Here is a 21,009-nt window from a genome sequence, read left to right as displayed (position 1 = left end):
GGCTTCTATCGCGGCCGGCAAAGGTCCGTCAAGGCGCTGCGGGCATCGGGGAACGCGAAACGAAATCCCGTCTGCAGCAACTGGGCCGGCACCACGCGCTGGCCTTCGAGCAGGAGGTCGGCCTGTTCGCCCAGCAAGAGCTTGACCGGCGCTGCGGGCGTCGGCATCCAGAAGGGCCGGTGCATGACGCTCGCGGCGACGCGGGTGAATTCCTCCTGGCTGAGTGCGCCGGGTGCGGTGAAGTTGAAGGCCTGCGCGGTCGCGGGCCTGTCGGTTCTCGCATGCTCGGCAGCACTCCACACATGGGCCATGGCGCGGATGACGTCGTGCACATGAACCCACGACAGCCACTGCCGCCCGCTCCCCAGCCGGCCGCCCATGCCCAGCGCCACGGGCAGCAGCAGTTGAGGCAACGAGCCCTGGTGGCCGAGCACGAATCCGAAGCGCATGCAGGCCACGTGCACGCCGTGCGCCGTCGCGGCCTGCGCCGCCTGCTCCCACCGCTGGCACAGCGTCGACATGAAGATGTCCTGCGGCGGCGCGTCTTCGGCCAGTTCGGTGGCATCGCCTTGCGGCTGCACCCCGTAGTAGCCGATGGCCGAGCCCGACAGCAGCAGCCAGGGCTTGCGCGGACGCGTGGCGATCCATTCGACCAGCGTGCGGGTGAGCCCCTCGCGGCTTTGCAGCAGTTGCCGCTGGCGCCGCTCGCTCCAACGCTGGCCGAGGATGCGCGCGCCTGCGAGGTTGACGACCACGTCGCACGGGTCGGTCTCGGGGATCTGGTCGAGCCGCTGCACGCAGCGCACAGCGCCGCCGAAGTTCCATGCGGCCGAACGCGCGTCGCGCGTCCACACGGTCACGGCATGGCCATCGGCCAGCAGGTGGCGCACCAGGGTCTGGCCGATGAAGCCGGTGCCGCCGGTCACCAGCACGCGTTGCGGCCGCGTGCCGAAATGCACCGGCGCCTCGGCGGCGCGCGCCTCTTCCTGCGCCGTGCGCCGGAACAATGCGCGTGCCGCGAGCCCGTCGCGCAGCCCCGAGATGCCGACACCTGCGCCGCACAGCGCGAGAAATGCACCCAGCCAGCCTTGCGGCTGCCACACCAGCGCCGTCGGCTGCGCGGCCCAGTCCACTGCATTCATCGCCAGCAGCGCGATGAACGCGCCGGCGTTGATGGCCAGCACCGTGTGCGTGACGCGCTCGGTCGGCGGCAGGAGGCGGCTGCCGTCTTCGACCACGAAGTCCCACAGCGTGAGCACGATCTCCACGCCGAACACGGCCAGCAGCACCCAGGCCCACGCGCCATGCCAGGCCCATGACGACAGCCCGATGAACATCGCGCAGTAGATCGACGAGCGCACCGCATGGATCGCCAGCTCGCGCCGCGCCGTGTTGCGCTGCGCGAGCGCCTCGGTGCCTTCGTGGTGATAGAGCGTGTCGAACGCGCCCATCAGCCCCTGCGCTGCCATGAGCTGCAACGCCAGAAGGTGCGTGTCGATCATGCGGCGGCGCCCCCCGGATCGGCCACTTCCTCGAACACGCCGACCTGGGTGAAGGTCGTGCCCATGAGCCAGTGCCGGATCTCGATGCGGATGTTGAAGCGCTCGGGCGTTTCGTTGTGGTGCCAGAGAAAGGTCTTGCCGGGCGTGAACACGCCGGGCAGCGGAATGCGCCAGCCGAGCACGTCCCAGAAATAGCCGTCGCTCTGGAAATGCAGGCTGCCGTTTTCCACGCTCAGCACCAGCTTCATGCCCAGGCCCATGCCCACGTACTCCAGCACCTCGCCGCGTTCGCTCTCGCGCATGAAGCTGGTGAACTGGATGGGCTTGCGCCCGTGCAGGCGGTAGATGCGCTGCTTGTAGATGGCCGGGTCGTCGGGCCTGGCGTAGACCTGGATCTCGACCGGGAAGTGGCTGTCGCTGTAGGGGATCAACGCGCCCTGGATCAACGGCTGCGTCAGGTGCCCCAGCAGCTTGCCGAAGCGCGAGCAGCGCAGCTCGCTCAACGCGCCCAGGTAATGCAGCGCCTTGCCGGGCGACGGGTTCCTGTCGAAGCGCCGGCGGATGTCCGGGTGCAGGCCCTGCCAGGCGCGTCCGAGGATCTTCTTGAAGAGTTCGCCTTCGGAGGGAGGAGGCGCCAGCGGAACGCGCGCGACGGATGAATCGACCATCCGTCGATTCTGCCTCGGCAACCCCGCGCCGGCCCCCTGATTCCGGGCATGGGACAATCGCCGCCTTCCCGCGGTTTCTTCCCTTTCCATGCCTCCTTGGCACGGGCCCGTCCGGCCCTCAAGCACCATGCGCGCCTTCACGCTCTCCGATTTCGATTTCGACCTGCCCCCCGACCTGGTGGCGCAGCACCCCGCCTCCGAACGCACCGCCTCCCGTCTCCTCGACGGCACAGGGGATGCACCGGCCGACCGCATCTTCAAGGACCTGCCCTCGCTGCTGCGCGAGGGAGACCTGCTGGTCTTCAACGACACGCGCGTGGTCAAGGCGCGCCTCTTCGGCGAGAAGCCGACCGGCGGCAAGCTCGAACTGCTGGTCGAGCGCGTGCTGCAGGGCCAGGAGGTGGTGGCGCACATGAAGGTCAGCAAGAAGCCGCCGGTGGGCACCACGCTGCAGATGGTCGGCGGCTTTCGCGCCACGCTGCTGGGCCGCTGGCCCGAGGAAGACGGCGCGCTGTTCCGCTTCGCCTTCGAGAGCGATACCGGCGAGAACCCCTACCTGCTGATGGAGCGCTGCGGCCACGTGCCGCTGCCGCCCTACATCACGCACACAGATTCGGCCGACGACGAGAGCCGCTACCAGACCGTGTTCGCGCGCGTGCCGGGCGCGGTGGCCGCACCGACCGCAGCGCTGCATTTCGACGAAGGCCTGCTGGCCGCGCTCGAAGCGCGGGGCGTGCAACGAGCCAACGTCACGCTGCACGTGGGCGCGGGCACCTTCCAGCCGGTGAAGACCGAAAACATCGCCGAACACACGATGCATGCCGAGCGCTACGAGGTGCCCGAAGCCACGCAGCGCGCGATCGCCGAGTGCAAGGCGCGCGGCGGCCGCGTGGTCGCGGTCGGTACGACCACCGTTCGCACACTTGAATCGTGGGCCAAGAGCGGCGAGGCGACGGGCGACACGCGCATCTTCATCACGCCGGGTTTCGCCTTCGCGCACGTCGATGTACTCGTCACCAACTTCCATTTGCCCAAGAGCACGCTGATGATGCTGGTCTCGGCCTTCGCCGGGTACGAGCGCGTGATGGCGCTCTATGCCCACGCCATCGCCAACCGCTACCGCTTCTTCAGTTATGGCGACGCCATGCTGCTGGCACGACAAAAAGATTGAAGACGACCATGCTGAACTTCGAACTCCTCAAGACCGACCCCGACAGCCACGCGCGCCGCGCCACGCTCACGCTCAACCACGGCAAGGTGCAGACGCCGATCTTCATGCCCGTGGGCACCTACGGCACCGTCAAGGGCGTGATGCCGCGCAGCCTGGAAGAGATGGGCGCGCAGATCATTCTGGGCAACACCTTCCACCTGTGGATGCGACCGGGCCTGGACGTGATGCAGAGCTTCGGCGGACTGCACCAGTTCGAGAAGTGGAACAAACCCATCCTCACCGACTCGGGCGGCTTCCAGGTGTGGTCGCTGGGTGCGATGCGCAAGATCAGCGAGGAGGGCGTGAAGTTCGCCTCGCCCGTCAACGGCGACAAGCTCTTCCTCACGCCCGAGGTGTCGATGCAGATCCAGACCGTGCTGAACAGCGACATCGTGATGCAGTTCGACGAGTGCACGCCCTACGACACCAAGGGCCACATCACGACCGAGGCCGAGGCGCGCATCTCGATGGAGCTGAGCCTGCGCTGGGCCAGGCGCTGCCAGTCTGAATTCGCGCGGCTCGAGAACCCGAATGCGCTGTTCGGCATCGTGCAGGGCGGCATGTTCGAGAACCTGCGCGAGGAATCGCTCGCCGCGCTGGTCGACATGGACTTCCCCGGCTACGCCATCGGCGGCGTGAGCGTGGGCGAGCCCAAGGAAGAGATGCTGCACATCATGGGCCACACGCCGCACCGGCTGCCCGCGAACAAGCCGCGCTACCTGATGGGCGTGGGCACGCCCGAGGACCTGGTGCAGGGCGTGGCCGACGGCGTGGACATGTTCGACTGCGTGATGCCCACGCGCAATGCGCGCAACGGGACGATGTTCACACGTTTCGGCGACCTGAAGATGCGCAACGCGCGCCACAAGAGCGACCCGCAGCCGGTGGACCCCAGTTGCACCTGCCATGCCTGCGCTGGCACCTCGGGCGTGAGCTGGAACGACGGCGGCCGCGAAGGCTTCAGCCGCGCCTACCTGCACCATCTGGACCGCTGCGGCGAAATGCTCGGGCCGATGCTGTGCACCATCCACAACCTGCACTACTACCTGAACCTGATGACCGAGATTCGTGCGGCGCTCGATGCGGGCACGTTCACGGAATTCCGCGCGCGGTTCAAGGCCGAGCGCGCGCGCGGCGTCTAGCCGGCAGCTCGCCGCGCGCCCTACTTGGCGGCGCTTGGCGCCTTGATCGCGAGCGGCGTGGTGTACGGCTCGATGCGCAGCAGGTCGTTCTTGAACACCACGATCTGCCGCAGCGGCGCCTGCACCAGCGCGCCGCCCTCGCCGTGCTGCGAGGCGTATTGCCAGAGCGTGAGCTGGCCCTTGTCGGCCAGCATCGCGGCCAGGCGCTGGACGGCCGGCGTGGCGCCGGCGCCGAGCTGAGCCGCCTCGATGCCGACCACGACGTCGTCGCGCGGTGAAACCATCTTGAACAGCAGGATGGGCGCCGCGGCCTGGGCGCGTACCTGGCGCGTCACGATGAGGGCAGGGAGAAGCGCAAAGCTGCACAGGGCGCGGCGATTGAACGAGTTCATGGCCGCAAGCCTATCCATGCAACGCCCTCCTGCCCACAGGCCGGAAGCCATACGCCGGGCGGAAGGCCGCGTTTCCACCATGGCGGCCGCATCCGGTACGCTCGTGGCCTGTTTCCACCGCCGTCGTCTTCACTCCCATGACCACAGCCACTCCCGCTTCCCCCGCTTCACCCGCCTCCCCCTACACCGCCCGCTATCCGTCGCTGGCCGGGCGCACCGTCTTCATCTCTGGCGGTGCCAGCGGCATCGGCGAAGCGCTCGTGCGGGCCTTCCATGCGCAGGGCGCGAAGGTCGGCTTCTGCGACCTCGACACGGCCGCCGGCACGGCGCTCGCCGCCCAGCTGCAGGGCGATGCGCCCGCGCTGTTCGCCGCCTGCGACGTGACCGACACGGCCGCGCTCTCGGCCACCATCGCTGCGGTGCGCGCGCGCTTCGGCCCCATCGGCGTGCTGTTGAACAACGCCGCCAACGACCGGCGCCACGAGATGGCCGATGTGACCAGCGACGACTTCGATCGCCTCGTGGCCGTCAATATCAAGCACCAGTTCTTTGCCGCACAGGCGGTGGCCGAAGACATGCGCGCCCTGGGCGGTGGCTCGATCGTCAACTTCGGCTCGATCAGCTGGATGATGAAAGGCCGCGGCTACCCGGTCTACCAGGCCTGCAAGGCGGGGGTGCGGGGTCTCACACGCTCGCTGGCTCGGGACCTGGGCAAACAGAACATCCGCGTCAACACGATCATGCCGGGCTGGGTGATGACCGAGCGGCAGATCAAGCTGTGGGTCAAGCCCGAGTCCGCCGCCGAGATCGATGCGGCCCAGTGCCTGCCGGGGCGCGTGATGGCCGAGGACATCGCGGCCATGGCGCTCTTCCTGGCGGCCGACGACTCGAAGATGTGCACCGCACAGGACTACGTGGTGGATGCCGGCTGGACCTGAAGCCTTCGGCTTCCTTTCTCCTCTTCGTCGAGGCAGGAAAAAGGAACGAGGCAGGACGCAAAAAAGCCCGGCATGGCCGGGCTTTTGCGTTGGCGTGGTCCGGGGGCCGGATCAGTCGCGCAGTTCGGCGGGCAGCGTGCCGCCATTGGCTGCGATGCGGCTCATCACCTGCTTGTGCAGGCCGATGTTCCATTCGGCCGAACCCGGCTCGCCGTCGCTGTAGAGGATTTCGCTGGCCAGCTCCTTGCGCGCGGCAAGGCTGCTGTCCAGGCCCAGCAGCTTGAGCAGGTCCACGATCGAGGTGCGCCAGTTCAGGCCGGCGGCACCAGGCATCGCGTCCAGGATGGCAGGCACGTCACCCAGCGGGATCGAAGGCGGCGGTGCCGCAACGGCCGGTGCGCCCGGTGCCGGCGCCGGCGGTGCGGCGACGACTTCAGCGGCGTTGGCCGACGGAAAAATCTTGGAAAAAATCTTGCCGAAAAAGCTCATGGAAGGATGTCCTCGTCGTGCGTGGCAGGGGCCGGGCGACGCATGAAAGCGAACGCCGGCTGCGTGCGAAATGCAGCGCAGGCCCAGGTTCTAACACCTTGCGGCGACAGGCTCGCCAAATTCGGCCCCCGCGCGTGCGGAATACCCGCCTGCGCTGCAAAGATAAAGCGCCTTCGCGCCCTCAAGCCGGCGCGGTGCCGCCAGCGTGCTCCGCATGGGCCGAGGTGCCGCAGGCATGGCAGAACCTGGAGAACGCGCTCTTGCGCGCCTCGCACACGCCGCAATGATCGAACAGGCCGATGCCGCAGTGCGGGCAGAAATCGATCTCGGCGTTCTTCAGGTCCACCGGCCGTTCGCAGCCGGGGCACACACCCTTGCCGAGCCGCACGAGCGCGGTGTCGTAGCTCAGCTCTTCGCGGCGCACCTGGTCGGGCTGCTGCTCGGCGAGCTTCTGGCGCGCGAGGTACGCGTTGAGCGCGACGATCGCGTAGCGCCCGACGAGCACCGTGAGCACGATGCCCACGACGTAGCGCACATAGCCGCCATAGCTCGGCAGGTAGGGCACCAGCTCCACGAAGAAGGCGAACAACGCGAAGAAGATGAAGCCCCAGACGAACGGCCAGTAGGTGCTCTTGCGCTTCTTCGCGAAGAGCCAGCCGGCCACCACCAGGAGCGGCAGCGTGAGCGCCAGGCGGTAGGCGAACACGCGCAGCTCGATGCGGCGGTACTCGGCATCGAGCTTCACCTGCGCATCGCGCTCCAGCTCGGCGAGCGCCGAGCGGGCGCGCTGCTCGGCCTGGCGCGCGTCGAGCATGATCTTCTGCTGCGCGTTGACCTGGCGCTGGACGGCGTCTTCCTTCTGCTTGAACGCATCGAGCGCCTTGGTGCGCGCGATGAGCTCGGTGTCCTGGTCGGGCTGCGCGGTGGCGCGGCGGGTCGCGATCCAGTTGCCGAAGGTCTCGCGCGCATTGGCGCTGGCCTGCTGTGCGGCGACGAGCTGCAGGCGGATCTGGTCGAGGTCGCGCGCGGCCTGCAGCTCCGTGGCTTCGGACGCCTTGATGGTGCCCCGCAGCGGCTCGGCCGCGCGCAGGTCGATGAAGTCGTCGATGCCGCGCACGCGCTCGACCTGCGGCAGGTCGCCGACGACCGTGCTGCCCAGGCCGATCAGGAAGCTCGCGAACACCAGCGCCACGAGCCAGAGGCCGCGGCGAAACCATTTTTCGGACAGGCGCAATGACTTGCTCATTTGGTTTCTTCTCCAGGGGATTTCTTATTGCAGCTTGAACGCCACCGGCGCCCCACCCAGGCCCGCGCGCGGCATCCACGCGAAGACCGAGTCGACCGTCACCGTCTCGATGCGGTCCGAAAACCGCTTCTCGTTCGGATGGTCGTCGAAGGCGATGTTGGCCGAGCCCACGCGGCCGCCAAGCCGCGTGAGCGGGCCGAGCTTCAGCGTGGTCGGCTCGTAGCCCTTGAACTGCATCCACGCCTGCGCCTGCGCGCGGTTGCCGATGGTGGCGGGCTCCATCGCGGCGGCCAGCGTCTCGATGGCCCACTGGTTCGACTGCTGGTACTTCTGGCCCCAGGCATAGCTCACGATGCTGTAGGGCGCCACGTTCAGCCGCACGATGCGCGAGGGCGACTCGTTGAGCGCGGCGAGCAACTGCGCTTGCACCTGCGGCGTGGGCACGACCCAGGCGGCTTCGTAGCGCCACAGGTCGTCGAGGAAGAATTCGCCCAGCCCCTGGCGGTAGACCGCAGCCACCGCGGTGCCGCACTGGTTGAGCTTGTGCACCACGCGCCACGGGCCTTCGTCGGTCTTGTAGGCAATGCCCAGGTGCGAGTAGCGCAGGCCGTACTTGCCGAGGTCTTGCCCGGCACGCGCCAGCAGCACGACGCGCGCGCCGCTCGCATCGAGCTGCTGCGAGGTGCGTTCGGCCAGCTGCATGCCCTTGACGATGAGCGCCGGGGTCGGCTTGACCTGCTCGCACGAGCGCCCGGCCTGCGCCTGCAGTGCCACGAGCGCGAGCAGGCACACCGCGAGCGCGCGCCTCATGACAGCCTCTCGTTGTGCAGCAGCGCGCGGCCGATGGCGTTCGGCACGAAGGCCAGCACCTCGCCCGCGGCCGACAGCACGACGCCGCTGCCGATCACGCTGACCACGACAGCCGTGCCGACCGACGCGGCCGCGCCGTTGGCGGCACGACCCATCACCTTGACGCTGGCACGTGCGCCGTCCGACGCACGTTCCAGCACATAGACGGTGCCGTCGGCCGACGCCTCGACGGCAACCACGGCGAGCGTCGAGCCGCCCACCGACAGCGCCGCGGGCACCGCGACCACCGCGGTGGCGGAGGCGCCGACGACGGAGGCCGCGCCGATCACCGAGGCGACGGGCAGCATCGAGAGCGCTGCCGAAGCGTCGCTCTGGGCCTGTGCATGAAGCGGAGCCGCGACACCGGCGAACGCGCAGCAGATGGCGAGAGCGAGCGTGGCAATCGACTTTTTCATGGCGGTCTTTCGTTCGTTGGCAATGGTTGAAGAAACGGCCGCGTTCATTCGGCAGCGGCGGAAGCGGCGGCTTCCTGGCGGGCGGCGCGGCGGCCTTGCAGGCGGGCATCGATCAGGTCGGCTTCATGGCGGTCGCGCAGCGTCTTGGCCAGCGTGAAGGCCGAGCTGATGAGAAACAGCCAGCTCACGCCCAGGAAGGCCTTGTAGGCGTCGTTGATCTCCATGCGGACCAGGCCCCAGCCGGTGAGGCCCATCGCGGTGAAGAAGCTGCCCCAGACCACCAGCCGCCACATCGGCACATCGCGGCCGGCAGTGCCTTCGGCTTGCTGGCTGTCGCGAATGAACTTGGCCAGCATGAAAGCGGTGCTCAGGCAGAACACGTAGCCCATCACCATGAACGCCCGGTCCAGCGCCTCGCCCGGCAGCCAGCTCAAGCCGGTGGCGCAGAGGAAGACGGCGACTGCGAAGGAAGCCCAGACCTGGAACTGCCAGGCCCGCGTGTCGCGCTGGATCGAAACGGAGGTGGATGAGAAGGTTTGCATGAGTGCCTCGCGGCGTTGTGAAGGTGGGCGAATGATGGTTCGCCACCGCACCGCGGGACTCGAATGCTTCGACCAGTTCCGGTTTGAGCCGCTACTGGTATCTCGAAGGGATACTTTTCAGGCCGCCAGCAACCCGCTCACGCGCTGCTGCAGCGCCTCGGGCCGCACCTCCTGCGGCGGCACGGCCTGCCCGACATTGAGGCCCACGCGGCTGTAGAAGCCGCGGCGGAAGGGCTTGGCCATGGCGACCTGTTGGCCGCCACGCAGCTCGATGCGGCTGAAGTACGAGCCCCAGAGGTTGGTCAGCGCCATCGGGATCACCGGCGGCTCGATGCCTTCGGCGCGCGCGCTTTCGACGATCTTCATCACGCCGCCCTTGAAGGGCTGCAGCGTGCCGTCGCGGGTGATCGCGCCCTCGGGGAAGATCGCGAGCAGGTCGCCCTCTCGCAGCACGGCCAGCGCCTTGGCGAAGGCCGCTTCGTACGCGGCGGGGTCTTCCTTCTGCGGCGCGATGGGGATGGCCTTGGCCAGCTTGAAGAGCCACCCGAGCACCGGCACCTTGAAGATGCGGTGGTCCATGATGAAGCGGATGGGCCGCGGGCTCGCCGCCATCAGCAGCACCGCGTCGATGAAGCTCACGTGGTTGCACACCAGCACCGCCGCGCCCTCGGTGGGAATGTGCTCGTCGCCCTTGATCTCGAAGCGGTAGACGAAACGCGACAGCACCCAGGCCACGAAGCGCAGCAAATACTCGGGCACCAGCATGAAGATGTAGAACGCCACCACCGCGTTGGCGATGCCGGTGAAGAGAAAGATCTGCGGAATCGTGAAGCCCGCGCCCAGCAGCGCACCCGCGATGACCGAGCTGCCGATCATGAAGAGCGCATTGAGGATGTTGTTCGCCGCGATGATCCGCGCCCGGTGCGTGGGCTGGCTGCGCAGCTGGATGAGCGCGTACATCGGCACGCTGTAGAGCCCCGCGAAGAGCGAGAGCAGCGCGAGGTCGGCCATCACGCGCCAGTGCGCGGGCTGGTGCACGAAGGCGCCCAGGCCCATCTCGGCCACCTTCGGCAGCGCGCGCGAGGCGAAGTACAGGTCGATCGCGAACACGCTCATGCCGATCGCGCCCAGCGGCACGAGGCCGATTTCCACCTGCCGGCGGCTGAGCGTCTCGCACAGGAGCGAGCCGACGCCGATGCCGACGGAAAACACCACCAGCAGCAGCGAGGCCACCTGCTCGTCGCCGTGCAGCACTTCCTTGGCGAAGTTCGGGAATTGGCTCAGGAACACCGCGCCGAAGAACCACATCCACGAAATGCCCAGCAGCGACCGGAACACCACCACGTTGCCGTGCGCGAGCTTCAGGTTGCGCCAGGTTTCGCTGAAGGGATTCCAGTTGATGACCAGCCCCGGGTCGGTGGCCGGCGCCTGCGGAATGGCCTGCGCCACGGCCCGCCCGACCAGCGCGAGCAGCACGCAGGCCACGGCCACGCTCGTGTGGCCGATCTGCGGCACCGCCACCAGGAGGCCGCCCGCGACCTGGCCGAGAAGAATCGCGACGAAGGTGCCCATCTCGACCATGCCGTTGCCGCCGGTGAGTTCGCGCGAATCGAGCACCTGCGGCAGGTAGGCGAACTTGACGGGGCCGAACAGCGTGGAGTGCAGCCCCATGAGGAACACGCAACCCAGCAACACCACCGCATTGGCCGTGACGAAGCCCCAGGCGGCGATCAGCATGATCGCGATCTCCAGGTTCTTGACGAAGCGGATCATCTTCGTCTTGTCGAACTTGTCGGTGAGCTGCCCGGCCGTGGCCGAGAACAGCAGGAAGGGCAGGATGAACAGCGCCCCGATCGCCAGGCCCGCCATGGCCGGCGGCATCCAGCTCAGCTGCAGCTGGTAGGTCACCATGACGGTAAAGGCGAACTTGAAGAGGTTGTCGTTCGCCGCGCCCGCGAACTGGGTCCAGAAGAAAGGCGCGAAACGCCGCTGCTTGAGCAAGGCGAACTGGTTGGCGTGGGCGTTCGCTTCGTGAGGCGCCATGGGGGTGGCGGCAGCAGCGGGGGTCGTCATTCGAAGAATTCTCCTCTTGGTTTTCTACTGCACCTTCGGAAAACGCCGCGGAACCGGCCTTGCCGGGCCGCCGGCGTTGCCCCCTCCAGGGGGTCGGCACAGCGACACGCAGTGCGCGAAGCCTGGGGGTCGTTCCAGTTCACGCCGTCACAGCGGCTGCGTCGGGATTGTGCCGCAGCAAATCGGCTTGCCAGCCCTTCTCCATCGTCCTGAGCGCCAGCAGCACCGGCAGGCCCGCGAGCGCCGCCGTCAGGTGCTTGAGCGTGTGGCCGGAGACCAGGTGATGCGTCGCCTCGTAGATCTGGCGGTCGCCCAGCTCGAAGGCCTTGGCCAGCGCGTAGAAAAAGATCACCCAGCCCAGCTTGAGCCCGACCGCGCCGCGCATCGGTGCGGCCAGCGCCAGGGTGAGCACCAGCGCCATGCCACCGAACTGCACCAGCGCCCAGGGCATGACGTTGCCGGTTTCCTGTGCCACCTCGGCCGCCAGCAGGCCCGCCGTGAGAACGAACCACGCCGCCGGCCAGCCGGTGCGCTGGCTCACCCGCTCGCACACCGCGATACCGATGAGCCCCGCGAAGGCCACCGCCATGCCGGCGCGGTCCGCCGCGAGCCGGGGGGCGTCGGGCATCAGGTGATAGAAGGCCGAGCCGGCAGCGGTGGCGATCAGGCCGGCGAAGAAGAGCCAGGCGCAGTCCAGGGTGTTGTCCGGCGGATCGCTGGCGGGCGGCGCCAGCGGGTACTCGGAGAGCGCCTCCTGGTGCGAGCGGTCGATGCGGTTGAGGCGATAGAGCCCGAGGAAGCCGATCACCACGAACGGCAGGTTGCTCAGCACGTCCATCGCGTTCGGCAGGCCGTGCCAGCCACGGTCATCGGCGAACACCGAGGCGAACGCCACGTCGGCCGCCGGCAACGCGGGGCCGAAGAAGGCGACGAGCGTGAGCAGCGCGAAGGTGACGAGCAGGGCGCGTTCACGGCGGCTGAGAGCGGGCAAGAGCATGGCGGACCTCGGTTGGGTGGGTAACGAGCCGCGGAATTTAGTTGCCAGTCGCTCTGGAGGCATCGAGAATCGATACGAGGCACTATTTCACACCCAACGGTATCTTTTTCTAATACCCACCCAGCGCCACGCACCCTTCATGAGCACCACCGTCGACCTCGTACTCGCCCTCAAGAACGAACTCAAAAGCGCCCGCATGACCTACGCCGACTTGGCTCGGTCGCTCGACATGGCCGAATCCAGCGTCAAGCGGATGCTGGCCAAGAGCGACATGCCGCTGTCGCGCGTGGACGCCATCTGCCGGGCCCTGAAGATCGATTTCGCCGAACTGGCCCGCCGCGTGGCCGACGCCCAGCCGCTCCTAAAGGAACTGACGCACGAGCAAGAGAAAGCGGTGGTCAAGGACAAGAAGCTGCTGCTGGTGGCCATCAGCGTGCTGAGCCAGTGGACGCTGGAACAGATCGTGACCGCCTACCGGATCAGCGAGGCCGAGTGCATCGGCTGCCTCGCGCAGCTGGACCGCATCGGCATCATCGAGCTGCGCCCGCTCAACCGGTATCGCCTGAAGCTCGCCAAGACCTTCCGCTGGCGGCCGCACGGCCCTGTGATGGAGTTCTTCCGCGAGAACGTGGTGCTGGACTACTACCGCGGCGGGTTCGACGGCCCGGCCGAAGGCCTGCTGCTGGTGCACGGCTCGATCAGCCGCTCGCTGGCGCCGGCGTTCCTGGAGCGCCTGCAGCGCGTGGCGCAGGACTTCGCGCAGCAGCACCAGACCGACCAGAAGCTGTCGGCCAAGGACCGCGAGGGCTACACGCTGCTCCTGGGCATGCGCAACTGGGAGTTCGAGCTCTTCACCCGGCTCCGGAGAGCCTGACGGTTCAGGGCTTGGCCGCTTCGAGGGCGTCGCGGGTCGCGCGGGCCGCATTCTTGGCCGCATCCGCGAAGTCTTCGCCCGACGAGGCGTAGATGATCGCCCGCGACGAGTTCACGATGATCGGCGCGTCGGGCCGCCAGCCGGCGCGCACGGTGGCGACCGCATCGCCGCCCTGGGCGCCGACGCCCGGAATCAGCAGCGGCACCGTCGGCGCAAGTGCGCGCACCCGCTCGATTTCCGCCGGGTAGGTCGCGCCCACCACGAGGCCGAGTTGGCCGTTGAGGTTCCACGGGCCCTGCGCCAGCTTGGCGACGTGCTCGTAGAGGAAAGGCTGGCCTTCGATATCGGCCAGGCGCTGGCCCTGCAGGTCGGCGCCGCCCGGATTGCTGGTGCGGCACAGCAGGAAGGCGCCCTTGCCTTCGTGCTTGAGGTACGGCGCCACCGAGTCGAAGCCCATGAAGGGCGAGAGCGTCACCGCGTCGGCGCCGTAGCGCTCGAAGGCTTCGATGGCGTACTGCTCGGCGGTGGAGCCGATGTCGCCGCGCTTGGCGTCCAGGATCACGGGCACATGGGGCGCGTTGCGGCGCATGTGCTCCATGAGCTTTTCGAGCTGGGCTTCGGCGCGGTGTGCGGCAAAGTAGGCGATCTGCGGCTTGAAGGCGATGACCAGGTCGGCCGTCGCGTCGACGATGCGCGCGCAGAAGTCATAGATGCTGGCGGCGTCGCCCTTGTATCCCCCGGGGAACCTGGCCGGCTCGGGATCGAGCCCCACGCAGAGCAACGAACCGTTTTTTTGCTGTGCGGCGGCCAGCTTGTCGAGAAAAGTCATGGGGGCCGATTTTAAGGACCCCATCGGGCAGTCTCAGGTCGACGGCGCTTGCTGTTCGGCCGCGAGGCAGAGATCGGCCCAGGCGCGCGCCTTGTCGGCGGGGTTTCGCAGCAGGTACGCCGGGTGGTAGGTCGCCACCACCGGCACGCCATTGGCCGATGCCAGCGGCACCGCGCGGCCGCGCAGCTTGCCCAGCGGATCGCCGCTCTGCATCAGGCCCTGAGCAGCCAGCGGGCCCATCGCCAGCACGACGCTCGGCGCGAGCGTGGCGGCGTGTTCGCCGAAGGCTTCGGCCATCTGGCGCGGGCTGCCGGGATGGCCGGCGGCCACGCCGCGATGCGTGCGCATGAGGTGCACCGGCGTCTTGCCGTCGTGCAGCTTCAGGGCGCGCAGCATGTTGTCGAGCAGGCGGCCGGCGTCGCCCGAGAACGGCTCGCCGTGGCGGCCGTCGGCCTCGGGGGGCATGTCGGCCACGACGAGCCAGCCGCCTTGCGGAGAAGCCGGAGCTCCGGCGGCATCGGCATAGAGGCGGCAGGGCGCTTCGACGAGCACGGCGGCGCCCTGTGCGGCGGGCGCGGTCGGGCGTGCGGCCGGCGCGGGTGCGGCCACCGGCCTTGCGACCGGCAAAGGCGCAGCGACCGGCGCTCGCGGCACATGGCGCTCGGCGACCGGTTCCGGCGCCACGTCGACCGCCCGCTCCGCCACGGGCGCAGCCTCGACGACCTCGGCCACCTCGGCGGCCTCGGGCACCGGCCACCAGACCTTGACCCGCATCTCGTCGAGCATCGCGCGCTGGCGCGCATCGAGCTTCAGTGTCTGCACCGCATTCATTACTTCAGGGCTCCCCAGGCGGAGCCTGTTTCGTTCAAACGCAAACTCATCACGACCGCGTCTTCGCGCTTGCCTTCGAACGCCGGGTAGTAGCCCTTGCGCACACCCACGCTGCGAAAGCCCTGCCGCGCATAGATCTCCAGCGCGCGCCGGTTACTCTCGCGGACCTCGAGCCAGAGCCATTGCGCACCCTCGGCGCGCGACCAGCCGGTGAGCGCCTCCAGCATCAGCGGCGCCCAGCCCTGGCGCTGGAAAGCCGGCGCCACGGTGATGTTGAGCAGGTGCACCTCGTCCACGCCCTTCATGGCGACGAAGTAGCCGATGAGCGTTTCGCCCAGGCCCGTGACCGGCGAGGTCACGCCCTTCGCCAGCCCGGGCGCCAGCAGGCACTGGCAGTGGTAGCCCACGGCCATCGAATCGGTGAAGTTCGCGCGCGTCCAGGGGTGGGTGTAGGCCGTCTGCTCGACCGCACAGACGGCGTCGATCCGCTCGACGGTGAGCGGCTCGAGGCGGGCTTCGACGGGCTGGAGGACGGCGCTCATGCGGTGGCGGGTGGAGTAACGGCTGCGGCAGCGGCCGCCTTGATGGCAGCGCGCTCCTCGGTGGTTTGCGCCACTTTATCGCGAACATAGAGCGGCCAGGCCTGCGCCGCCGGAACGATCCGCCCGGCCGCGAGCAGCGCCGGGGCCAGCCGCAGCATCGCGGTGGCGGTGGGCAGCACCTCGTGGCGGGCGGTGGCGGGCGCAAGACGGGGGCCGTAGGCAGAAAAGGCATTGCCGGCCAGCGACCAGCCGGCGGGCACCTCGAGCGCCTCGGGCGAGAGCAGCAGCGGCTCGCCGTCACCGCCTTCACCGCCATCGCCGAGCGGGCCGGCGGCATCGAAGTCGTAGCGGGCGGCGTAGAGCTGGTCCATGCGCGCATCGAGCACCGCCACGACCTGCCGGGCGCCGAAGGCGTGGCGCGCCTCCTCGGCCACGGCCAGCAGCGTGTCGACCGGCAGCAGCGGCACGTTGGCGCCGAAGGCCAGGCCCTGCGCCACCGAGCAGGCGGTGCGAAGGCCCGTGAACGACCCCGGCCCGCGGCCGAAGACGATCGCATCGAGATCGGCCAGCTTCAAACCGGCGTCGGCCATCAATTGCTGGATCAGCGGCAGCAGCGTTGTCGAGGCCTGTGCGCCGCCCGCGCCGCTGTGCGCAAGCAGTTGCTCGCCGTTCTGTACCGCCACCGAAAGGTGCTCGGTGCTGGTGTCGAAGGCGAGGAAGCGGGACGCGATGGGCATCCCCCGATTATCGAGGGCGCTCCGGGGGCACGCCCAGGCTGGGGCAAATCAGCCGGCACCGGGGTCGTCGCTGCGCAAGATGGCGAGCCCGGCCTTGCGCAGCGGCGCCAGCGCCTTGGGCGGAGCGTCGGGCGATACCAGCAGGCTCGTCGCCGCGGTGACCGGATTGATCACCCAGGCCGACGCCACGCCCAGCTTCTCGGACGAGGCCAGCACCACCGTCTCGGCCGATGCCGCCATCAGCGCGCGCTTGATCTCGGCCTCCTCGATGTCGCCGGTGGTCAGCCCCGCCTCGACATGCACGCCCGCGACGCCCATGAAAAAGGTGTCGGCATGGACCCGCGCGATGGCGCCCATGGCCGCGGCACCGATCGCCACCAGCGAATGCTTGAACAGGCGCCCGCCGATCAGCACCACCTCCAGCTGCGTGTGCGAGACCAGCTCGATCGCCACCGAGGGGCTGTGCGTGACCACCGTCGCCTGCAGTTTCTTCGGCAGGTGGCGCGCGAGCTGCACGGCGGTGGTGCCGCCGTCGATGAAGACCACCTGCCCCGGCTTGACCAGCCGCGCCGCGGCCCGGCCGATGGCCACCTTCTCGTCGGGCGCGAGCTGCTGGCGGCTCGCGAAATCGGTGTCGGCCGGCGCAATGGGCAGCGCGCCGCCGTGCACGCGCTGCAACAGGCCCTCGGCCGCCAGTTCGCGCAGGTCGCGGCGGATGGTGTCTTCGGAGAGCGCGAGTTCTTCGCTGAGCGACTTGGCCACGACGTTGCCGTCGCGCTGCAGGACCGAGAGGATGTGTTGCTTGCGCTGGCGGGTGAGCATCGGCCGATGGTAGCCGCGCTGCACGCTTTCTGCACGAAATTTCTTGTTATTGCACGAATTCGCGCCTATGCTCGCCGCCCATGACCCTCCAAGACCGCGTCCGGGTGCACGAAACCACCCTCCTTTCCGACAACTGGTACGTGCTCAAGACCACCCGCTTCGAGTGGCGGCGCAACGACGGCCAGTGGCAGCGCATGGACCGCGAGACCTACGACCGCGGCAACGGCGCGACGCTGCTGCCCTACAACCTCGCGCAGCGCACGGTGCTCCTGACGCGGCAGTTCCGCTACCCGGCCTTCGTCAACGGCCACGACGACCTGCTGATCGAAGCCGCGGCGGGGCTGCTCGACAACGCGGCGCCCGAGGAGCGCATCCGCGCCGAGGTCGAGGAAGAACTGGGCTACCGGCTCGGCACGGTGCAGAAGATCTTCGAGACCTTCATGAGCCCGGGCTCCGTGACCGAGAAGCTGCACTTCTTCGTCGCGCCCTACGAGCCCTCGATGCGCATCGGCAGCGGGGGCGGGCTGGCCGAGGAGGGCGAGGACATCGAGGTGCTCGAACTGGGCATCGACGAGGCGCTCGCGATGGTGGCGGACGGCCGCATCGTCGATGCCAAGACGGTGATGCTGCTGTACCACGCGAAGCTGCACGTCTTCGTGCCGGCGTAGCGTCGAGAAGCGGCAGGCCGCCCGGGATAATCGCCGGATGCCCATCGCCTCTCGCCTGATCCCCCCGCTCTTCATCTGCCTGGCCGCACTGGCCTCGGCCAGCGCCCTGGCCCAGCAGGCCCTCCCCACCGAAGTCGAAACCGCCCTGGCACGCGCCAAGGTGTCGCGCGACACGGTGACGCTGCTGGTGGCTGACGCCGACGGCGTGCGTCCGCCGCGCCTGGCATGGAGGACGCAGGTGCCGGTGAATCCGGCGTCGATGATGAAGCTGGTCACCACCTACGCGGCGCTCGACCTGCTCGGGCCCGCCTACAGCTGGAACACGCCGGTGTACGTCGAGGGCCCGGTCAGCAACGGCGTGCTCAACGGCAACCTCTACATCAAGGGCCAGGGCGATCCGAAGCTGGTGCTCGAGCGCGTGTGGCTCATGCTGCGCCACGTGCAGGGCCTGGGCATCACCACGGTGAGCGGCGACATCGTCATCGACCGCAGCGCCTTCGAGAACACGGTCGAGAACGACCCGAGCGCCTTCGACGGCGAGCCGCTGCGCCCCTACAACGCATCGCCCGATGCGCTCCTGATCAACTTCAAGTCGGTCAACATGACCTTCGCGCCCGACCGCGCCGGGCAGATCGCGCGCGTGAGCTACGAGCCGCCGCTCGCGAGTGTGGCGATGCCGGCCACGGTGCCGCTCGTGCCCGGCGAATGCGGCGACTGGCGCACCGCGCTCAAGACCGATTTCAGCGACGTCAACCGCATCCGCTTCAACGGCGGTTTTCCGGCCACCTGCGGCGAGAAGAGCTGGGCCGTGGCGTACGGCGATCCGCGCACCTACAGCCTGCGCGCGCTCGGTGGCATGTGGGCCGAGATGGGCGGACGCGTGGGCGGCCAGATGCGCGAAGGGCGCGTGCCCGCGGGCCTGAAGCCGGCCTTCGAGTTCAGTTCGCCGCCGCTGGCCGAGGTGATCCGCGACATCAACAAGTACAGCAACAACGTGATGGCGCAGCAAGTGTTCCTCACCATCGGCCTCACGCAGAAGAACCGAGGCACCTTCGAGGCCTCGCGCAGCGCGCTGGGCCAGTGGTGGCGCGACCGCATCGGCACCGGCGAGGCGCAGCCGGTGTTCGAGAACGGCTCGGGCCTCTCGCGCGACGAGCGCATCAGCGCCGCCGCGATGGGCAAGATGCTGCAGGTGGCGTGGCGCTCGCCGGTGATGCCGGAGCTGATGTCGTCGCTCCCCGCCTCGGGCGTCGATGGCACGCTGAAGAAGCGCGCGCTGCGCTCGGGCGGCGCCGCGCACCTGAAGACCGGCACGCTGCGCGATGCCTCGGGCGTGGCCGGCTACGTGCACGGCGCGAGCGGCCGGCGCTATGTGCTGGTGGCCATCGCCAACGGCGAGAACGCGGTGGCCACGCGCGCCGCGTTCGACGCGTTGGTCGATTGGGCAGCGCAGGACAACTGACCCGCAACGGCTGCTTCAGCCTGGTAGGCCGCACCGGGGTGTACTGAAAACTTCTGTAGGCGGACGCCGCTTGCGCGCGGGCATGGCGCTGCCCAGAATCGGACGCTCGTTCGATTCCATACACAGCGTCACAGCCACGCAGCAGGAGACACGCCTTGAACAAGCCGCAACGACAACAACCTTCCACCCCGCTGCCCAGGCTGGCGGCCCTTGCCGGCGTCACGCTGCTCCTGGCAGCCTGCGGGGGTGGCGGCGGAGGCGGTGGCGGAGGCATCGGCGTGGGCTTTCCGCCGCCGGTCGCCGACACGGGGCGCGGTTCGGTGGTCACCAATCCGCCCGAGCAGGTCACGCGGCTGTCGGTCGACCAGTTCAAGACGCTGCTGGGGGCCGACGACAAGGGCCGCGCGCTGCTGCAGGTCGCGGGCACGCCCAAGTGCGGCATCGACACGCGCTACCTCGAATACCGCACCGTCGGCGGCAAGGGCGAAGCCACCACCGCGACCGCCGCGATCATGGTGCCCGCGGGCACCGACGTGGCCTGCAACGGCGCGCGTCCGGTGGTGCTCTATGCGCACGGCACCAACACCGCCCGCGACTACAACTTCGCCAAGTGGACCGATATCAACCAGGCCGCCGCCGGCGAAGGCGTGGTGGTGGCCGCCATGCTCGCGGCGCAGGGCTACATCGTGGTCGCGCCGAATTACGCGGGCTACGACAAGTCGACGCTGCCCTACCACCCGTACCTGAACGGCGACCAGCAGGGCAAGGACATGGTCGATGCGCTCACCGCCGCGCGCAAGACCTTCTCGAACATCGACGCGAACGATGCGGGGTCGCTCTTCATCACCGGCTATTCGCAGGGCGGCTATGTGGCAATGGCCGCGCACCGCGAGATGCAGGCCACGGGCAAGGCGGTCACGGCCTCGGCGCCGCTTTCGGCGCCTTCGGCCATCAGCCTGCTGACCGACTACACCTTCCTCGGCTGGCCGGCGCTGGGCTCGACGATCTTCGTGCCGCTGCTCTCGACCAGTTGGCAGCAGCAGTTCGGCAACGTCTACAACGCCACCAGCGACGTGTACGAAGCGCAGTACGCCACCGGCATCGACACCCTGCTGCCGAGCCTGACGCCCACCAGCACCCTCTTCGCCCAGGGCAAGCTGCCGCAGCTGGCGCTGTTCCCGGCCAATGCGACGCCGGGACCGGTGAGCCCCGACCTGTCGATCTTCTATGGCGCCAACAACCTGATCCGCCAGAGCTACCTCACGCAGGCGGCCACCGACATCCAGTCGAACGCCTGCCCGGGCAACGCGCTGCCGCCGACGGCAGCCTCGCTGAGCTCGACGACGCCGCTCAACTGCAGCCCCTCGGTGGGCTTTCGCAAGGCGGCGCTCGCCAACGACCTGCGCAACTGGGTGCCGACCCGGCCGATGCTGATGTGCGGCGGCGCCAACGACCCGACGGTCAACTTCGCCAGCACCCGCGCCACGGCGGGCTACTTCCGCGCGAAGGGCATGCCGGCCGCGGCGCTGTCGGTGGTGGACCTGGAGGATTCGGCCGCGACCGACGCCTACTCGGCCGCCCGCGCCGGCTTCGCTCAGGCCAAGGGCACGCTCGCGCAGAGCACGGCGGGCAGCGACGCAGACAAGGCCCGTGCCGTCACCGCCGCCTACCACGGCACGCTGGCGCCGCCGTTCTGCCTGGCGGCAGCGCGCGGGTTCTTCCAGGGTGTGTTGGCTGCCGGGGGATAGGTCTCGCCCCAGGCTGCGCGCACTTCGTGTGG

General features: G+C 68.8%; 22 protein-coding genes. 7 read left to right on the top strand and 15 right to left on the bottom strand.

Features of this window, described 5'->3' with window-relative positions:
- Positions 1–5: 5 nt before the first annotated feature.
- Together RT97_RS03840 and RT97_RS03835 are read right to left on the bottom strand one after the other, a co-directional pair.
- Entirely contained in the window at positions 6–1,502 is a 1,497-nt protein-coding gene (locus RT97_RS03840) for a TIGR01777 family oxidoreductase (RefSeq protein WP_042577461.1), read from the bottom strand.
- Positions 1,499–2,170, bottom strand: coding sequence for a DUF4166 domain-containing protein (locus tag RT97_RS03835; RefSeq protein WP_042577460.1), 672 nt, complete (start codon positions 2,168–2,170; stop codon positions 1,499–1,501). The genes RT97_RS03840 and RT97_RS03835 overlap by 4 nt, the downstream gene beginning before the upstream one ends.
- 127 nt (positions 2,171–2,297) lie before the next feature.
- On the opposite strand from RT97_RS03835, the gene queA reads away from it, so the two are divergent.
- Positions 2,298–3,341 (top strand): tRNA preQ1(34) S-adenosylmethionine ribosyltransferase-isomerase QueA, encoded by a 1,044-nt coding sequence (queA, locus tag RT97_RS03830; protein ID WP_042577459.1) that lies wholly within the window; start codon positions 2,298–2,300, stop codon positions 3,339–3,341.
- Between the two features lie 8 nt (positions 3,342–3,349).
- A complete protein-coding gene (gene tgt / locus RT97_RS03825; protein WP_042577458.1) occupies positions 3,350–4,522 on the top strand; it encodes a tRNA guanosine(34) transglycosylase Tgt in 1,173 nt (390 codons plus the stop codon).
- Positions 4,523–4,542: 20 nt separating this feature from the next.
- Here the strand turns inward: tgt and RT97_RS03820 are convergent, their stop codons facing one another.
- On the bottom strand, positions 4,543–4,914 hold the full coding sequence (locus tag RT97_RS03820; RefSeq protein WP_253278118.1) for a hypothetical protein: 372 nt from the start codon (positions 4,912–4,914) through the stop codon (positions 4,543–4,545).
- 137 nt (positions 4,915–5,051) lie between these two features.
- On the opposite strand from RT97_RS03820, the gene RT97_RS03815 reads away from it, so the two are divergent.
- Entirely contained in the window at positions 5,052–5,852 is an 801-nt protein-coding gene (locus tag RT97_RS03815; protein ID WP_042577457.1) for an SDR family NAD(P)-dependent oxidoreductase, read from the top strand.
- Between the two features lie 111 nt (positions 5,853–5,963).
- On the opposite strand, the gene RT97_RS03810 is transcribed toward RT97_RS03815, so the two are convergent.
- The 7 genes from RT97_RS03810 to RT97_RS03780 all read right to left on the bottom strand — a co-directional run bounded on the left by RT97_RS03810 (position 5,964) and on the right by RT97_RS03780 (position 12,464).
- On the bottom strand, positions 5,964–6,341 hold the full coding sequence (locus RT97_RS03810) for a DUF3597 domain-containing protein (protein ID WP_042577456.1): 378 nt from the start codon (positions 6,339–6,341) through the stop codon (positions 5,964–5,966).
- 181 nt (positions 6,342–6,522) lie between these two features.
- Entirely contained in the window at positions 6,523–7,587 is a 1,065-nt protein-coding gene (locus RT97_RS03805; protein ID WP_042577455.1) for a zinc ribbon domain-containing protein, read from the bottom strand.
- A 24-nt stretch (positions 7,588–7,611) separates the two neighbouring features.
- Entirely contained in the window at positions 7,612–8,397 is a 786-nt protein-coding gene (locus RT97_RS03800; RefSeq protein WP_042577454.1) for a DUF2145 domain-containing protein, read from the bottom strand.
- A complete protein-coding gene (locus RT97_RS03795) occupies positions 8,394–8,852 on the bottom strand; it encodes a hypothetical protein (protein WP_155403718.1) in 459 nt (152 codons plus the stop codon). The genes RT97_RS03800 and RT97_RS03795 overlap by 4 nt, the downstream gene beginning before the upstream one ends.
- A 44-nt stretch (positions 8,853–8,896) precedes the next feature.
- Complete coding sequence (locus RT97_RS03790) at positions 8,897–9,394, bottom strand: YiaA/YiaB family inner membrane protein (RefSeq protein WP_042577452.1); 498 nt, start codon at positions 9,392–9,394, stop codon at positions 8,897–8,899.
- 117 nt (positions 9,395–9,511) lie between these two features.
- Positions 9,512–11,467, bottom strand: a complete 1,956-nt coding sequence (locus tag RT97_RS03785; protein WP_042577451.1) for an MFS transporter — start codon at positions 11,465–11,467, stop codon at positions 9,512–9,514.
- A gap of 139 nt (positions 11,468–11,606) precedes the next feature.
- The gene (locus tag RT97_RS03780; protein WP_042577450.1) at positions 11,607–12,464 is read right to left on the bottom strand and encodes a hypothetical protein; all 858 of its coding nucleotides are present in this window, start codon (positions 12,462–12,464) and stop codon (positions 11,607–11,609) included.
- 139 nt (positions 12,465–12,603) lie between these two features.
- Between RT97_RS03780 and RT97_RS03775 the strand changes: the two genes are divergently transcribed.
- Positions 12,604–13,338, top strand: a complete 735-nt coding sequence (locus RT97_RS03775) for a helix-turn-helix domain-containing protein (protein ID WP_042577449.1) — start codon at positions 12,604–12,606, stop codon at positions 13,336–13,338.
- 4 nt (positions 13,339–13,342) lie between these two features.
- On the opposite strand, the gene pyrF is transcribed toward RT97_RS03775, so the two are convergent.
- The 5 genes from pyrF to RT97_RS03750 are packed head-to-tail and all read right to left on the bottom strand — an operon-like array spanning position 13,343 to position 17,099.
- The gene (pyrF, locus tag RT97_RS03770; protein ID WP_042577448.1) at positions 13,343–14,167 is read right to left on the bottom strand and encodes an orotidine-5'-phosphate decarboxylase; all 825 of its coding nucleotides are present in this window, start codon (positions 14,165–14,167) and stop codon (positions 13,343–13,345) included.
- A gap of 33 nt (positions 14,168–14,200) precedes the next feature.
- The gene (locus RT97_RS03765) at positions 14,201–14,998 is read right to left on the bottom strand and encodes a uracil-DNA glycosylase family protein (RefSeq protein ID WP_042577447.1); all 798 of its coding nucleotides are present in this window, start codon (positions 14,996–14,998) and stop codon (positions 14,201–14,203) included.
- Positions 14,998–15,540 (bottom strand): ribosomal protein S18-alanine N-acetyltransferase, encoded by a 543-nt coding sequence (gene rimI, locus RT97_RS03760; protein ID WP_042577446.1) that lies wholly within the window; start codon positions 15,538–15,540, stop codon positions 14,998–15,000. Before rimI ends, RT97_RS03765 begins: the two co-directional genes overlap by 1 nt.
- Entirely contained in the window at positions 15,537–16,277 is a 741-nt protein-coding gene (gene tsaB / locus RT97_RS03755) for a tRNA (adenosine(37)-N6)-threonylcarbamoyltransferase complex dimerization subunit type 1 TsaB (protein ID WP_042577445.1), read from the bottom strand. The genes rimI and tsaB overlap by 4 nt, the downstream gene beginning before the upstream one ends.
- 48 nt (positions 16,278–16,325) lie before the next feature.
- Positions 16,326–17,099: a DeoR/GlpR family DNA-binding transcription regulator gene (locus RT97_RS03750; protein WP_042577530.1), complete on the bottom strand. Its 774-nt coding sequence runs from the start codon at positions 17,097–17,099 to the stop codon at positions 16,326–16,328.
- Positions 17,100–17,179: 80 nt separating this feature from the next.
- Here RT97_RS03750 and RT97_RS03745 point away from each other — a divergent pair, with 80 nt between their 5' ends.
- The 3 genes from RT97_RS03745 (at position 17,180) to RT97_RS03735 (ending at position 20,977) form a co-directional block, all read left to right on the top strand.
- On the top strand, positions 17,180–17,767 hold the full coding sequence (locus RT97_RS03745) for a GDP-mannose pyrophosphatase (protein ID WP_042577444.1): 588 nt from the start codon (positions 17,180–17,182) through the stop codon (positions 17,765–17,767).
- A gap of 37 nt (positions 17,768–17,804) precedes the next feature.
- Positions 17,805–19,229 carry a D-alanyl-D-alanine carboxypeptidase/D-alanyl-D-alanine endopeptidase gene (gene dacB, locus RT97_RS03740; RefSeq protein WP_042577443.1) on the top strand — a complete coding sequence of 475 codons (1,425 nt, stop codon included), beginning with the start codon at positions 17,805–17,807 and terminating at the stop codon, positions 19,227–19,229.
- Positions 19,230–19,384: 155 nt separating this feature from the next.
- On the top strand, positions 19,385–20,977 hold the full coding sequence (locus RT97_RS03735; RefSeq protein ID WP_042577442.1) for an alpha/beta hydrolase family protein: 1,593 nt from the start codon (positions 19,385–19,387) through the stop codon (positions 20,975–20,977).
- The last annotated feature ends 32 nt before the right edge of the window (positions 20,978–21,009 follow it).

Source organism: Variovorax paradoxus, assembly GCF_000834655.1.
Classification (GTDB): domain Bacteria; phylum Pseudomonadota; class Gammaproteobacteria; order Burkholderiales; family Burkholderiaceae_C; genus Variovorax; species Variovorax paradoxus_F.
This window is presented reverse-complemented; position numbering and strand designations above follow the sequence as displayed.

What these genes read in the sequence shown, in the direction of transcription:
- RT97_RS03840 (WP_042577461.1), bottom strand. Translation starts at nt 1,502, where the DNA reads ATGATCGACACGCACCTTCTGGCGTTGCAGCTCATGGCAGCGCAGGGG.
- RT97_RS03835 (WP_042577460.1), bottom strand. Translation starts at nt 2,170, where the DNA reads ATGGTCGATTCATCCGTCGCGCGCGTTCCGCTGGCGCCTCCTCCCTCC.
- queA (WP_042577459.1), top strand. Translation starts at nt 2,298, where the DNA reads ATGCGCGCCTTCACGCTCTCCGATTTCGATTTCGACCTGCCCCCCGAC.
- tgt (WP_042577458.1), top strand. Translation starts at nt 3,350, where the DNA reads ATGCTGAACTTCGAACTCCTCAAGACCGACCCCGACAGCCACGCGCGC.
- RT97_RS03820 (WP_253278118.1), bottom strand. Translation starts at nt 4,914, where the DNA reads ATGAACTCGTTCAATCGCCGCGCCCTGTGCAGCTTTGCGCTTCTCCCT.
- RT97_RS03815 (WP_042577457.1), top strand. Translation starts at nt 5,052, where the DNA reads ATGACCACAGCCACTCCCGCTTCCCCCGCTTCACCCGCCTCCCCCTAC.
- RT97_RS03810 (WP_042577456.1), bottom strand. Translation starts at nt 6,341, where the DNA reads ATGAGCTTTTTCGGCAAGATTTTTTCCAAGATTTTTCCGTCGGCCAAC.
- RT97_RS03805 (WP_042577455.1), bottom strand. Translation starts at nt 7,587, where the DNA reads ATGAGCAAGTCATTGCGCCTGTCCGAAAAATGGTTTCGCCGCGGCCTC.
- RT97_RS03800 (WP_042577454.1), bottom strand. Translation starts at nt 8,397, where the DNA reads ATGAGGCGCGCGCTCGCGGTGTGCCTGCTCGCGCTCGTGGCACTGCAG.
- RT97_RS03795 (WP_155403718.1), bottom strand. Translation starts at nt 8,852, where the DNA reads ATGAAAAAGTCGATTGCCACGCTCGCTCTCGCCATCTGCTGCGCGTTC.
- RT97_RS03790 (WP_042577452.1), bottom strand. Translation starts at nt 9,394, where the DNA reads ATGCAAACCTTCTCATCCACCTCCGTTTCGATCCAGCGCGACACGCGG.
- RT97_RS03785 (WP_042577451.1), bottom strand. Translation starts at nt 11,467, where the DNA reads ATGACGACCCCCGCTGCTGCCGCCACCCCCATGGCGCCTCACGAAGCG.
- RT97_RS03780 (WP_042577450.1), bottom strand. Translation starts at nt 12,464, where the DNA reads ATGCTCTTGCCCGCTCTCAGCCGCCGTGAACGCGCCCTGCTCGTCACC.
- RT97_RS03775 (WP_042577449.1), top strand. Translation starts at nt 12,604, where the DNA reads ATGAGCACCACCGTCGACCTCGTACTCGCCCTCAAGAACGAACTCAAA.
- pyrF (WP_042577448.1), bottom strand. Translation starts at nt 14,167, where the DNA reads ATGACTTTTCTCGACAAGCTGGCCGCCGCACAGCAAAAAAACGGTTCG.
- RT97_RS03765 (WP_042577447.1), bottom strand. Translation starts at nt 14,998, where the DNA reads ATGAATGCGGTGCAGACACTGAAGCTCGATGCGCGCCAGCGCGCGATG.
- rimI (WP_042577446.1), bottom strand. Translation starts at nt 15,540, where the DNA reads ATGAGCGCCGTCCTCCAGCCCGTCGAAGCCCGCCTCGAGCCGCTCACC.
- tsaB (WP_042577445.1), bottom strand. Translation starts at nt 16,277, where the DNA reads ATGCCCATCGCGTCCCGCTTCCTCGCCTTCGACACCAGCACCGAGCAC.
- RT97_RS03750 (WP_042577530.1), bottom strand. Translation starts at nt 17,099, where the DNA reads ATGCTCACCCGCCAGCGCAAGCAACACATCCTCTCGGTCCTGCAGCGC.
- RT97_RS03745 (WP_042577444.1), top strand. Translation starts at nt 17,180, where the DNA reads ATGACCCTCCAAGACCGCGTCCGGGTGCACGAAACCACCCTCCTTTCC.
- dacB (WP_042577443.1), top strand. Translation starts at nt 17,805, where the DNA reads ATGCCCATCGCCTCTCGCCTGATCCCCCCGCTCTTCATCTGCCTGGCC.